The sequence below is a fragment of the Acutalibacter sp. genome, from assembly GCF_056800975.1.
Genome location: NZ_JBQISV010000060.1, coordinates 1 through 13,371, shown reverse-complemented (window position 1 = coordinate 13,371; position 13,371 = coordinate 1). Strand labels below are relative to the sequence as shown.

The 13,371-nt window shown below is 61.8% G+C and carries 10 protein-coding genes; 9 read left to right on the top strand and 1 reads right to left on the bottom strand.

Annotated features, from left to right (window positions below; genetic code table 11):
- The first annotated feature begins 195 nt into the window (after positions 1-195).
- The 9 genes from ACTO5E_RS07560 to ptsP all read left to right on the top strand — a co-directional run bounded on the left by ACTO5E_RS07560 (position 196) and on the right by ptsP (position 12,338).
- On the top strand, positions 196-2,223 hold the full coding sequence (locus tag ACTO5E_RS07560; protein WP_482302804.1) for an LTA synthase family protein: 2,028 nt from the start codon (positions 196-198) through the stop codon (positions 2,221-2,223).
- A gap of 239 nt (positions 2,224-2,462) precedes the next feature.
- Entirely contained in the window at positions 2,463-3,074 is a 612-nt protein-coding gene (locus tag ACTO5E_RS07555; RefSeq protein WP_482302803.1) for a GNAT family N-acetyltransferase, read from the top strand.
- A 196-nt stretch (positions 3,075-3,270) separates the two neighbouring features.
- Positions 3,271-3,579, top strand: coding sequence for an OadG family transporter subunit (locus ACTO5E_RS07550; protein WP_482302802.1), 309 nt, complete (start codon positions 3,271-3,273; stop codon positions 3,577-3,579).
- Between the two features lie 64 nt (positions 3,580-3,643).
- On the top strand, positions 3,644-4,003 hold the full coding sequence (locus tag ACTO5E_RS07545; RefSeq protein ID WP_482302801.1) for a biotin/lipoyl-containing protein: 360 nt from the start codon (positions 3,644-3,646) through the stop codon (positions 4,001-4,003).
- A gap of 49 nt (positions 4,004-4,052) precedes the next feature.
- Positions 4,053-5,219: a sodium ion-translocating decarboxylase subunit beta gene (locus ACTO5E_RS07540; RefSeq protein ID WP_482302800.1), complete on the top strand. Its 1,167-nt coding sequence runs from the start codon at positions 4,053-4,055 to the stop codon at positions 5,217-5,219.
- A gap of 121 nt (positions 5,220-5,340) precedes the next feature.
- Positions 5,341-6,795, top strand: a complete 1,455-nt coding sequence (locus ACTO5E_RS07535; protein ID WP_482302799.1) for a pyruvate carboxylase subunit B — start codon at positions 5,341-5,343, stop codon at positions 6,793-6,795.
- Positions 6,796-7,091: 296 nt separating this feature from the next.
- Positions 7,092-8,609 carry an O-antigen ligase family protein gene (locus ACTO5E_RS07530; RefSeq protein ID WP_482302798.1) on the top strand — a complete coding sequence of 506 codons (1,518 nt, stop codon included), beginning with the start codon at positions 7,092-7,094 and terminating at the stop codon, positions 8,607-8,609.
- A gap of 11 nt (positions 8,610-8,620) precedes the next feature.
- The gene (locus ACTO5E_RS07525; protein ID WP_482302797.1) at positions 8,621-10,264 is read left to right on the top strand and encodes an O-antigen ligase family protein; all 1,644 of its coding nucleotides are present in this window, start codon (positions 8,621-8,623) and stop codon (positions 10,262-10,264) included.
- Between the two features lie 364 nt (positions 10,265-10,628).
- Positions 10,629-12,338: a phosphoenolpyruvate--protein phosphotransferase gene (ptsP, locus tag ACTO5E_RS07520; RefSeq protein WP_482302796.1), complete on the top strand. Its 1,710-nt coding sequence runs from the start codon at positions 10,629-10,631 to the stop codon at positions 12,336-12,338.
- 159 nt (positions 12,339-12,497) lie between these two features.
- Here the strand turns inward: ptsP and yfcE are convergent, their stop codons facing one another.
- Positions 12,498-13,046 (bottom strand): phosphodiesterase, encoded by a 549-nt coding sequence (gene yfcE, locus ACTO5E_RS07515; protein WP_482302795.1) that lies wholly within the window; start codon positions 13,044-13,046, stop codon positions 12,498-12,500.
- Positions 13,047-13,371: the final 325 nt, after the last annotated feature.

Sequence of the window (13,371 nt, the reverse complement as noted above, 5' to 3'; positions counted from 1 at the left end):
GTTTGAAAATAGAGGAAATGACGGAATTTTGACCAGAAGCGGTCAGCTTCAAGGAGAAAACCGCAAGGAATACTTGCGTATTACGAGGATTTTCGACGCAGAAGATGGCTGCTTCTGGGTAAAAAGACGGCGTTTTCGATTTTTCAAACAAGCCCTAGACCCCAAAAATCTCGATAAAATGGAGAAAGATGCCCTATGCCAAAGATCAAAGATAAGCTCACCCTGCGGCTGCGCCTGAGCCGCGGCAGCCTGTGCGCCGCCCTGGCGGTGGTGCTGGCGTCAGCGGTGTTTCTCGCCCTGGAATGGCCCATTGCCCTAGAGAAGGACAGCGCGGGCCGGCAGGCCCTGTGCTGGGAGTTCGTGCTGGCCTTCAGCGGCCTGAGCGCCCTCACCGCCGGCCTGTGCTTCATAGAGGTAAACATGCCCGCCCCTCTGCGAGAGGGCCTGGGCTGGCTCATGGTGGTTTTGCTGCCCCTGGGCGCCTTTGTGGCGGTGGACGTGATCAACGGCACCCGCATCTGGCAGTTCCCCGGGCGCAGGTGGGCGGCAAATTATCTTTGCTACCTGCTGGTGTTTGCCCTGGCCTATGCCCTCACCCGGCGGGCCTGGGGCGCGGCGGCCATTGGCGGCGCGGTGGCCATGACCTTTGGCATTGCCAACTACTTTGTGGTACAGTTCCGGGGCCAGCCCATTCTTCCCTGGGACTTCCAGTCCTTTGCCACCGCCATGACAGTCTCCGGGGGCTACGAATATGTCCCCACCCAAAAAATGGCCCTGGCCGCTATGGGATACATCGGGGCCGTGGTGCTGTGCTACAAGCTCTCCTCCCACGATGCCCCCGAGCCGCCCCGCAGCCTGCGCCTGGCGGAGCGTTTCTCCGCCCTGGCAGTGTCCGTGCTGCTGGTGGTGCTGCTGTTCCCCCTCAACGGCCTCTCCGGCCTGGGCATTTCCGTGTGGACCTGGAACCAGAAAACCAGCTCAGAGATTACCGGCGTTGCGGCGGGCTTTTTCGCCAATGTAAACTTTATGCTGGTAGAGGAGCCCAAGGGCTACTCCTCCGCCCGGGCCGGGCGGCTGGCCGAGGCCATCCTGCAAGAGAGCGGCCCCGCGCCCCTGGGCCAGCCCAAAGAGAAGCCCACCATCATCGCCATTATGAACGAGTCCATGACAGACCTGGGCAGCCTGGGCACCCTGCGCTTCACCCCCGACAACCAGCCCTTTCTCCACAGCCTGCAAAAAAGCGGGCAGGTGGTCCACGGCACAGCCTATTCCTCGGTGTATGGGGGCAACACCTGCAACAGCGAGTACGAGTTTCTCACAGGCAACACCATGGCCTTTCTGCCCTCAGGCAGCAAGCCCTACCAGCAGTACATAGACGAGCCCCACAGCGGCCTGCCTGAGATTCTCAAAAGCCACGGCTACCACTGCACCGCCATCCACCCGGGAGACCGCACTGCCTGGCAGCGCATTGAGGCCTACCCCCACCTGGGCTTCGACGAGTTTGTGGACGCGGAGATTTTTGACGTGGACCGGCGTTTTGAGCACCGCCTCACCAGCGACGAGAGCAGCTACCGGCAGGTGATCTTTGAATATGAACGCTGGCGCGCCATAGACGACAGCCCTCTCTTTCTGTTCAATGTGACCATCCAGAACCACGGCGGCTACGAGGACCCCAACTATCAGACCACAGTCCGGGTCTCCGGCGCAGAGGGCCGCTGGCCCCAGGCGGAGCAGTACCTGAGCCTCACCCGCAGCTCCGACCGGGCTCTTGAGGACCTGCTGGACTATTTTGAGGCCCAGCCCGACCCAGTGGTGATCCTGTTCTTTGGCGACCACTGGCCCAAGCTGGAGGACGGCTTCAACCGGGCCGTGCTTCAGGGCTACGACGCCAGTACAGACATGTACCGGGTGCCCTTCTTCCTCTGGGCCAACTACCCGCTGAAGGGGGAGGAGATCGAAGCGGTGAGCCTCAACTATCTCTCCGGCCTGCTGCTGCGGGCGGCAGGGCTTCAGGGCACAGGCTACACCAACTACCTGGAGAACCTGCGCCAGCAGCTGCCCGTGGTCACCGACATCGGCTACATGGACCGGGAGGGGAACCGCTTTGTCTCCGAGGCCTTTCTGCCCCAGAACTATGCCGCGCTGCTGAATGAATACGCAGTTTTGCAGTATAATAACTCCTTTGACCCAGGGGGCAAGGTAGCGGAGCTGTTCCAGCGCTGATGATATGATATAGGCCGGTAGCCTTTGGCGGGCGATTGACCCGTATAAAGATACCTCACACGGCGTTTTGCGTGGGCGGCGGTTCGGGAGCCAGCGGCAGCGGCCCACCCCACCCACCCCCAACGCCCAGAGATGAAAGGTCCAATCCCATCCCCCTTTTCCCCCGCCTGCGCGCCGCGGCCCTTCCCCCGGCACGCAGGCCTCTGCTATGTCAAAATACTTTTTCGAGGTGAAGCAAAATGATCAGAACCGCTGTCCGCCGGGTCAACGAGTGGGACGGGCCCTCTATGCTCAAGGTCTACGCCCCCTACACCGGCACCCCTGCCGCCCCCGAGGCCGCCCCCCCAGACCTCCCCGCCTATGTCCAGCGCATCGACCAGTATACCTACGGCCTGGGCTGGCTCCTCTGCGAGCTCAACAACCAGACCGTGGGCTTCTGCCACCTGACCGAAAACCGCCGCGACCCCAAAAACCTGTTCTCTGTGGAATTTCAGCTCTACGTCCGCCAGGGCTTTGGCCGCAGAGGCGTCGGCGCCGCCCTCTGGTCCCTGATGCGGGACATGATGGAGGTGGGCAGCCGCCGGGAGGTCTTCGCCCGGGTGCACCCCGAAAATGCCCCCGCACTGGCCTTCTTCCAGGCCATGGGCTTTCAAGGGGCCGGCCAGGAGGAGGAGGCCCTGCTCCTGCGCTATGCCCTCAGCCCTGCCGACCCCCAGGCCGAACGCCCCACCAAGCCCTACCTGATCGATAAATTCGACTACGAGGCCGCCCGTGAGCACGCCGCCACCCTGGTCAAAACCCAGGGCCTAGAGTCCCTGGTGGAGTCCCTCATCCCCCGCCCCCAGCCCTGAGCCCCGCCAGGTCATGAAGACTTTTTTGCGTTTTTTTTAAAATTTTATGAATGAACCACTTGCCAAAAACCCAAAGCCGTGGTATCATAAATTTGATTTTGATAAAATGCCCGAGAATGGCGTTTTTCAAGATCTCACTGATGTTTTTATTCATTGCCTGACTTTATAATCCTTGTGGGAAAGGAGGTAAAACGCTATGAGACTTCTGGAGGCCATCGCTGCCGAGCCCAGCTTCCTGCAGGTTGTGGCCATGGGCCTTGTCACGGTTTTCGTGGTGCTCATCTGCCTGATCATCCTCATCAAGATCATGGGCTCCCTCATGGGCGGCAGGGCCAGCGCCCCCGCTCCGGCCCCGGCTCCCGCGCCTGTTCAGGCGGCTGCTCCGGCCCCTGCGGCTGCGCAGCCCAACAAGCAGCAGCTGGTGGCGGCAGTGTCCGCAGCCATTGCCGAGGACATGGGCAGCGGCGTCGAGCACATCCGCATCCATTCCATCCGCAAGCTGTAAACCGCCCCTCAAAGGCTTTTGCCCCACATCCCCTCTGTGAATCAAAGAAAGGAAAATGGTTATTATGAGAAAATATCATGTCAACGTAAACGGCACTGCCTACGAAGTTACCGTGGAGGAGGTCCAGGGCGGCGCGGCTCCCGCGGCCGCTCCCGCCCCTGCGGCGGCTCCTGCCCCCGCTCCCGCCCCGGCCCCCGCGGCCGCCGGAGCCGGCGAGCCCGTCAGCGCCCCCATGCCCGGCACCATTCTGGATGTGAAGGTCGCCGCCGGCCAGACTGTCAAGTCCGGCCAGGTGCTCATGATCCTGGAGGCCATGAAGATGGAGAACGAAATCATGGCTCCCAAAGACGGCACCGTGACCTCCGTGGCCGTCTCCAAGGGCGCTACCGTTGAAAGCGGCACACTCCTCTGCACCATAGCTTAAGCAGCGGGACATTTGCGGGCTATAACAAATAAGAAGGAGTGGAACCTGAATGGAAGCTATACAGACCTTTTTGCAGAGCACCGGCTTTGCCATTGTGGCCAACGAGCCTCTGGACCTGGTGATGATTCTCATTGCCTGCGTGCTGCTGTACCTGGCTATCGTCAAAAAGTTCGAGCCCCTGCTGCTGCTGCCCATTGCCTTTGGCATGCTGCTCACCAACCTGCCCGGCGCGGGCATGTATCATGCCGAGTATTTTGCCGGCGGGGTCATCGACTGGGCCGAGCTGGGCACCGGCCACGGCGGTCTGCTTGACTACCTCTACCTGGGGGTCAAGCTGGGCATCTATCCCTGCCTCATCTTTGTGGGCGTGGGCGCCGGCACCGACTTTGCCCCCCTCATCGCCAACCCCAAAACCCTGCTCCTGGGCGCTGCCGCCCAGCTGGGCATCTTTGTTACCTATGTGGCCGCCCGGCTCACCATCTTCACCGGCCCCGAGGCTGCCTCCATCGGCATCATCGGCGGCGCCGACGGCCCCACCGCCATCTACACCACCGCCCGCCTGGCTCCCCATCTGCTGGGGCCCATCGCCGTGGCGGCCTACAGCTACATGGCCCTGGTGCCGGTCATTCAGCCGCCCATCATGAAGGCCCTCACCACCAAAGAGGAGCGCCGCATCAAGATGAAGCAGCTGCGCCCGGTTTCCAAAACCGAGAAGATCCTGTTCCCCATCATTGTCACCATCTTCGTGTCCTTCATGCTGCCTAGCGCGGCCCCCCTGGTGGGCTGCCTGATGCTGGGCAACCTGATGAAGGAGTGCGGCGTGGTCGAGCGCCTCAATAAGACAGTCCAGAACGAGCTGATGAACATTGTCACCATCTTCCTGGGCATCTCCGTGGGAGCCACCGCCACTGCCAAAAACTTCCTGAACCCCAGAACCCTGCTGATTCTGGGCATGGGCATTGTGGCCTTTGGCATGGGCAGCGCCGGCGGCGTCCTGCTGGCCAAGCTCATGAACGTGTTCAGCAAAGAGAAGGTCAATCCCCTCATCGGCTCCGCCGGCGTGTCCGCTGTGCCCATGGCCGCCCGGGTTTCCCAGGTGGTGGGCCAGAAGGAGGACCCCTCCAACTTCCTGCTGATGCACGCCATGGGCCCCAATGTGGCAGGCGTTATCGGCTCTGCTGTGGCCGCCGGCGTTCTCATGGCGCTGTTCGGCTAAAAGCAGGCCCCCTGAAGCAGCCCGCCGCGGTCCTGCGGCAGGCTCAGGGTTATGAAATCAGGCTAAAAGAGATGGAGAAGCGCCTGATTAAATTGTGGAAAGGAAGGCGGTTACAAACCCTATGGCTAAAAATCCCCTGAAGATTATGGATACCATCCTGCGCGACGCCCACCAGTCCCAGGCAGCCACCCGCATGAAGCTGGAGGACATGGTCCCCGTGCTGCCCCTGCTGGACAGCATCGGCTACTGGTCCCTGGAGTGCTGGGGCGGCGCGACCTTTGACGTGTGCATGCGCTTTTTGAACGAGGACCCCTGGGAGCGTCTGCGCACCCTGAAAAAGGGCCTGCCCAACACCAGGCTGCAAATGCTGCTCCGGGGCCAGAACCTTCTGGGCTACCGCCACTATGCCGACGACGTGGTAGAGGCCTTTGTGAAGAAGTCCCTGGAAAACGGCATTGACGTGGTGCGCATTTTCGACGCTCTCAACGACCCCCGCAACGTCCAGGCAGCGGTGAAGTTCGTCAAGGAGTACGGCGGCTTTGCCGAGGTGGCCATCAGCTACACCAAAAGCCCTGTGCACAGCGAGGACTACTTTGTCAAGCTGAGCATGGAGCTGGAGAAGATGGGGGCCGACTCCATCTGCATCAAGGACATGGCAAACCTGCTGCTGCCCTATGACGCCTACTCTCTGGTCAAGAAGCTCAAAGAGAACGTGGGCGTGCCCATCCATCTGCATACCCACAACACCACCGGCACCGGCGACATGACCAACCTCATGGCCGCTCAGGCCGGGGTAGACATTGTGGACTGCGCCCTGTCCCCCCTGGCAAACGGCACCAGCCAGCCCGCCACCGAGGCCATGGTCGCCACCCTGCGGGGCACCAGCCGCGACACAGGCCTGGATATGAATAAGCTCTCCGAGGCCGCCGCCCACTTCCGGGGCGTGGCCGAAAAGCTGGACATCAACCCCAAGGTGCTGAAGGTGGACGTAAACACCCTGCTGTACCAGGTGCCCGGCGGTATGCTCTCCAACCTCATCAGCCAGCTGAAGCAGGCCAACGCCGAGGATAAGTACTACGACGTGCTGGCCGAGGTGCCCCGTGTCCGCGAGGACTTCGGCTACCCGCCCCTGGTCACCCCCACCAGTCAGATTGTGGGCTCCCAGGCCGTGCTGAATATCCTCTCCGGCGAGCGGTACAAAATGGTCTCCAAAGAGTCCAAGGGCCTGCTCCGGGGCGAGTACGGCAGCCTGCCCGGCCAGGTCAATGAGGAGGTCCGCAAGAAGTGCATCGGCAACGACCAGGTCATCACCTGCCGTCCCGCCGACCAGCTTCAGCCCGAGATGGAGAAGCTCCGGGCCGAGTGCAAGGAGAAGGGCCTGGGCCGCTGCGAGGAGGACTACCTGAGCTACGCTCTGTTCCCCCAGGTGGCCGGCAAGTTCTTCGACTGGCGGGACAATCCCCACCCGGCGGCTCCCGCGGCTCCCGCAGCAGCGCCCGCCCCTGCCAAAGCTCCGGCCAACGACAACTCCCCCCGCAATCTGGTGGTAGAGGACCTGACCGGCGGCAATTTCTAAGCAATCCAATATGCCAATCAAGGGCCGGTGCTGGCAAGCGCCGGCCCTTATGTATTTTTGCTTGTGCCCGGTAAAAAAATATGCTATAATGTCCTGAGAACATTTCAGTAAAGCCGAAACAGCGAGAGTTTCAGAAATCGCGTCTATAATCTCCCAAGACACAAAGCAGCCCACCCTCCAAGCGTCTTGAAAGCTGTACTATACATGAACCATGAAAACCACGCCCTTCCGCGCCCCCACTGCCCCCAAGCCAAAAGCCCGCCCCAAAAATTCTTACCAACAAAAAAGGAAAGCCTATGAACCCAGCCACCCTGAAACACCAAATGACCCGCCGCGGCAGCGAGTTTCTGGCCGCGCTTCTTCTGGTCCAGCCCCTGCTGGACGTGCTCTCTTACTTCATGCAGCAGGGGGGCGGCAACGCCCTCACCACAGCCCTGCGCACGGTGCTTTTGTTCACCGTGTGCGCCTATGGCCTGGCCATTGCCGAAAACCGCCGCCCCTACCTGGTCCTCTATGGGGCGGTGGGGGTCTTTTGGCTGGCCCATGCCCTCAACTGTCTGCGGCTGGGCTACCTGGACCCCATCGGGGATGCCGCCGAATACCTGAAGCTGGTCCAGTTCCCCCTGTGGACCCTGGTGTTCATCACCCTCTGCCGCCAGAAGCCGGACATGGACCTGCAAGCGGCCGCGCTCCTCACCCTGAATTTTGCCCTCATCCTGCTAATCATCGCCCTGTCCTACCTCACCGGAACCCCCGCCTATACCTACGACATCCCCTCCCGGGGGGTGAAGCTGGGCCTGCTGGGCTGGTTCGGCATTCCCAATGCCCAAAGCGCCATTCTTGCCATGCTGCTGCCCGGCCTGCTGGTGTGGGCCTACTACCGGGAGAGCCTCTGGCAGTTCACCCTGGCCTGCGGGCTGGGCTTTGCCCTGCTGTACTGCACCGGCACCCGCCTCACCTACTACGCCGCCCTGCTGGTGGCCGGGGGTATGCTGGTGCTCGTCCTCCTGGCCGGGGGCCGGCAAAGGCTCTGCTGCGTCCCCCTGGTCCTTGCCCTGGGGCTGCTGCTGGTGTTCCGGGGGGCCTCTCCCATGAGCCAGCGTCAGGCCCTCACCGCCGACTCCTACCAGGCCTACCAGCGCCCCACCGACCAGGTGATGGGGGAGGACAAGGACTACCGCTGGGAGGGCGGCGAAATCCCCCCCGAAATTCTGAAGAAAATTACACAGGTCTACGAGGAGGTCTACGCCCAAAAGAGCTTTGCCGGCGCACCTCTGCTGGGGGACCTGCTGGACCGCTTCGGCACCCAGCGGGTGATGGAGCGCTACCGCTACACCACCCAGGCCTCCACCCTCTATAATGTCCGCGCCAAAAAGCTGGCGGTCATGGCCCTCACCTGGCAGGAGCAAGACCCCCTCACCCAACTGCTGGGGGTAGAATACGCCCGGGCCACCATCAACGGCAGCAATTACGACCCTGAAAACGACTTCCCCGGCCTGTTCTACTTTTACGGCTGGCTGGGGACTGGGCTCTACGCCTGCTTTGCCGGCTACTTTCTGGTGCTGGTGGCGGTTCACTGCCTGCGGCGGATTCGGCGGTTAAGCGAATACCTCACCGTCTCCCTGGGGGGCTGGGCCATGCTCTATGTGCTGGGCCTGGGCGCGGCCCAGTTCTCCGGCCAGGTGCTGCGCAAGCCCAGCGTAACCGTATACCTGTCCCTGGCCGCGGCGCAGCTGTACGGCCTCACAAAGGGCAGCGGCAAGCTGTTTGCCCGCTACGACAGCCGTCCGGCTGTCACCATGAAAAAACTGTAGGGGAGGCGCCCATGTTGGAGAATAAGGGAAGCATCAAAAAAAAAGGCCCCATTCAGGGGGCCAGGGCCTGGCTTGAGAGCCATCTGAGCCTATTCGTGGTCATACTGGTGGGCGTTCAGCCCCTGCTGGACGTGCTCTCGTACTTTCTGAACCTGCGGGGCAGCACCTCCATTTCCACCCTGCTGCGGTTCGGGCTGCTGGCGTTGGTTGCCCTCACCGGCTTTTTCCTCAGCAGCGCCAAGCGGTTCTATCTGTGCTTCTTCGGGGTGGTGGGCCTGTTCTGGGCAGCCCACGCGGCCAACTGCTGGCGGGTGGGCTATGTCTCTCTGGTTCAGGACGCGGGCAATCTGCTGCGCATGTTGAATTTCCCCATCTATGTGCTCACCTTTGCCACCATCCTCCGCAAGGACACCAGCCTGCGCAAAAGCTTCTTTCTGGGCGCGGCCATAGCCTTTGGGGGCGTGGTGGTGTTCACAGCCCTGCCCTGGCTCACCGGCCACCCGGTCTACACCTACGAGGCCATCCAGGTGGGTGTGCTGGGCTGGTTTGCCGTTCCCAGCGCCCAAAGCGCGGTCATTGTCCTGGCCGCGCCCCTGGCCATTTACTGGGCCTATCAAAGCGGCCGCTACCCCCTCTATCTTGTGGGGACAGTGCTGACCCTGGGCCTTATGTTCGTCACCGGCACAAAGCTGAATTTTTATTCCATATTTATCATAGGGGCCGCATATATATTTCTGTTCCTGCTCCAGATGGGGAAGAAGAGCGTGAAATATGTGCTCCCCCTGGTGGTGCTGCTGGGGCTCACCGTGGTGTTCCGGGCCCAGTCCCCCATGGCGGTGCGCGAGGGCATGACCGCCTACTCCCAGTGGATGTACACCTCCATGCTGGAGGAGAGCTTAGAGAACAGCGGCGCCGACGACAATGTCCGCGACCTGATTCACAGCGGCGGCGAGGTAGAGGAGGAGGAGGACGAGAAGCCGGTGCCCCCGGTAGAAAAGCGTCTCGAGCTCATGCGCCGGGCGTTGATGGGCATTTATGCCGACGAGGGGGTATACGGCCAACTGCTCAGCAGTCTGAACCAGCGTTTTGGGGTGTACAATGTGATGCAGAAGTACGGCCACACCGACGGCTCTGGCATACTCTCCAACACCCGCGAGCGCAAGCTGAACCACTGCCGCCTGACCTGGGAGGAGAAGGACCTGCCCACCCGCCTCCTGGGCTTTGAGTACAGCGACTTCCTCTGCGGCCCCGAGAACTACGACCCTGAGAACGACTTTCCCGCGGTGTTCTACAACCTGGGCTACCTGGGCTTTTTCCTGTACATGGGCTTCCTGGGTGTATTTGTGGCGCGGCTGCTCTGGTGTTTTTGGCGCTGCGTCCAGGCAGGCCTTCAGGGGGCGGGAGCCAAGCGGGGCAGCGGGGCAAAAAACTGGGCCAAAGGCGTGTGGCAGGGCCTGCGGCTGTTCCTCACCGTAGAGACCGGCGCAGTGGGCATGAGCTTCCTCCTGGCTCTCATCGCGGCCCAAATCTCCGGCAACGTCCTCCGCCGCCCCAACGTCACCATCTACTTCGCCATCGCCGCCAGCGCCAGCGTGACGCTGGACCCAATTCGCGGGGCGCGCCGGCCAGCCGGCGCGGACGGAAGCAGGGAGTAGGGCCCCTGGTCGCGGTTTCCATGTGCCAGCTTGCCGCCAAACATTTAATGCCGCCCTTATAACACCCCCTCCTCCCGACACGGCAAACTACCCTGATGACAAAAGCCCGCGCACCGCATATATTATAATTGAAAGAATGATATAAAAGGCTGCTGTTATCCCCCGCGCCCATTTTCCTCTGCCTCAAACAGAGGCCCCAAGCCAAAGAGCCGGCAACCGGCCCCGCGCACACGGGGCTGTTTTTGCCGGTTACATTTCGTCACCCGAAAAATATACTAAGTGCACAATGATGTTGACAACTGCTTCGGAATGATTTATAATATTATCATAAATCTTTCAGAGAATTAAAAAGGAGGTGGCTTTCATGCTGCAAGGGATCGCGGTTTCTCAGGGAATCGGCCTTGGGCGGGTTATGCTTTTGGAGGAACACAGCCTTGCCTTTGACTTCAGCCGCTCCGGCGGGGCCCAGGCCGAGCGCCAGCGCTTTCACCTGGCAGCCGAAAGCTTCCGCACCCACACCGCCCGGCAGGTGGAGCAGCTGCGCATGTGCGCCGGCTATGAGGACTCCCTGATTTTAGAGTCCCACATCGACATGGCCTGCGACCCCGACCTTATGGACCAGGTGGACCGCCTCATTGATGAGGGGGCCTGCGCCGAGCAGGCGGTCCAAGAGGCCTGCGACGGCTACATCGAAATCTTCTCCCAGTCCCACGACGAGCTCACCCGCCTGCGGGCCGAGGACCTCCGGGATGTCCGCAGCGCCCTGCTAAGCATTCTGCTGGGGGTAGAAAAGCCCGGTCTGTGCCAGGCCCCCCGGGGCACCGTGCTGGTGGCCAAAGAGCTCAGCCCATCCGTCATGTCCGGCATTGACAAAGAGAACATTGTGGGCATCATCACCGAGACCGGGGGCATGGTCTCCCATTCCTCCATTCTGGCCCGGGCCCTGGGCATCCCCACCGTGTGCGGCGTGGCCGGAGCCGCGGCAAAGCTGCAAAAAAACAGCTTTGTCATTGTAGACGGCACCCGGGGCGAGGTCATCTGCTCTCCTGCCGCCAATGTCATTGCCGACTACAACCAGCGGCGAGAGGCTTTCATGGCCCAGCGCAGCCGCATGAAATATTTCATCAACCGCAAAACCCTCTCTGCCAGCGGCGAAGAGTACAGCCTTGCCTGCAACATCACCATGCCCGGCGGCGCGGCCCGGGCGGCGGCAGTGGGCGCCGACGGGGTAGGCCTGTTCCGCACCGAGTACCTGTTCATGAACCGCCAGACCCCCCCGGACGAGGAGGAACAGTTCGCCGCCTACACCCAGGCCCTGGAAGGGGCCGAGGGCAGGCCGGTCACCATCCGCACCCTGGATGTGGGCGGGGACAAAAACACCCCCTGCCTGGCCCTGCCCCAGGAGGAGAACCCCTTCCTGGGCCTCCGGGGCATCCGCTGGTGCCTGGCCAACCCCGAGGTCTTCTCCGTCCAGCTGCGGGCCCTGCTGCGGGCCGGGGCAGTGGGCAGCCTGCGGGTCATGCTGCCCATGGTCTCCGCCCTGGCCGAGCTGCGCCAAACCAAAGAGCTGCTGGCCAAAGCAGCGGCCCAGCTCACCGCCCAGGGGGTCCCCCACCGGGCGGAGCTCCCCCTGGGGGTGATGATCGAAACCCCCGCCGCCGCGCTCATGGCCGACCAGCTTGCCCAAGAGGCGGACTTTTTCAGCATCGGCACCAACGACCTGACCAGCTACATCATGGCCTGCGACCGGGGAAACCCCCAGGTGGCGGAGCTGTACCACCCCCTGCAGCCCCCTCTGCTGCGCAGTCTTCAACATATCATCCGCTGTGCCCGCCAGGCAGGCATTCCTGTCACCGTCTGCGGCGAGGCGGCGGCTGACCACAGAATGCTCCCCCTGCTCATGGCCTTTGGGGCCACCGGCTTCAGCGTACCCGCCGGCGAGCTCCTAGAGCTGCGCCATGTCCTGTCCCACTGGACCCTGAAAGACGCCCAGCAGCTGGCCCGCCAAGCATTAGACATGGACAGCCCCCAACAGGTAGAAGCCCTGCTGACAGAATACCAGGAAGAGGAATAACCCCCAAAAAGAGAAGCCCCAGAGTCAGGCGCATACAAGAAGGGAAAGGCCACCCAGCCTTTCCCTTCGCTATTCTCTACCATCCCCTGCGGCACTTCCGGCAACCACATCCAACCTCCCCGGGCCGCCCAATATAATCCAGGCCGTAAGAGGCTCCCCTCACCGCAGCTCCAACCGGTCATACTCCCGGCCCTCCAGGGTCTTCCAGCAGAACACCCCCTCCTCCAGGGTCATATACCCCCGGGGGCTGTCCTCCTTGGGAATCGATACCGACCCAGGGTTGAGATACCACCACCCGGCGGCAGTCAGGGTCTTGGCCGGCACATGAGTGTGGCCGTGAAGCAGCACGCTCCCCGGTCCCAGAGCCGGCGGCGCATCCAAATGATATTTGTGGCCATGGGTGGCAAAAATCAGCCGGCCCGCAGCTTCCAGCAGACAGTATTCGGCCATAACCGGAAACCCCAGCACCATCTGGTCCACCTCTGCCTCACAGTTGCCCCGCACGCAGAAAATCTGCTCCTTCCTCTCATTGAGCATCAAAATGACCTCCTTAGGCCCATAGCCCCCCGGCAGGTCGTTCCGGGGGCCGTGGTAGAGCAGGTCCCCCAGCAGCAAAAGCCGACCAGCCCCCTCCCGGTCAAAGGCCTCCAACAGCTGCCGGCCATACAGCGCAGAACCATGAAGATCAGAAGCAATCAGCCACTTCATCCCAATTTCCCCTCCCAAACCAATACTTTACTCCTAGTATACCGCAAAACTCCCCAAAGCGCAAGCCGCGAAAAAATCCCCCAAACAAGCACACCCCTTTTTCTACCCGTCACCCCCCAAAAACAGCATCTTCCGACAATCCCCCCCTCCACCTCCAACCTACAAAGCCCCCCTAGCCGCTCCCCCTCCAAACCTCCCGACTGTGTTCCGCTTTCCCCCCTACACAAAATATTTTTTACTACCGGCGAGCCCCAAACCATCCCCCTCAAAAAACCATACCATAAGCCCCCCAACCCCCGCCTCCTGACAAATCTCCCAAACAAGC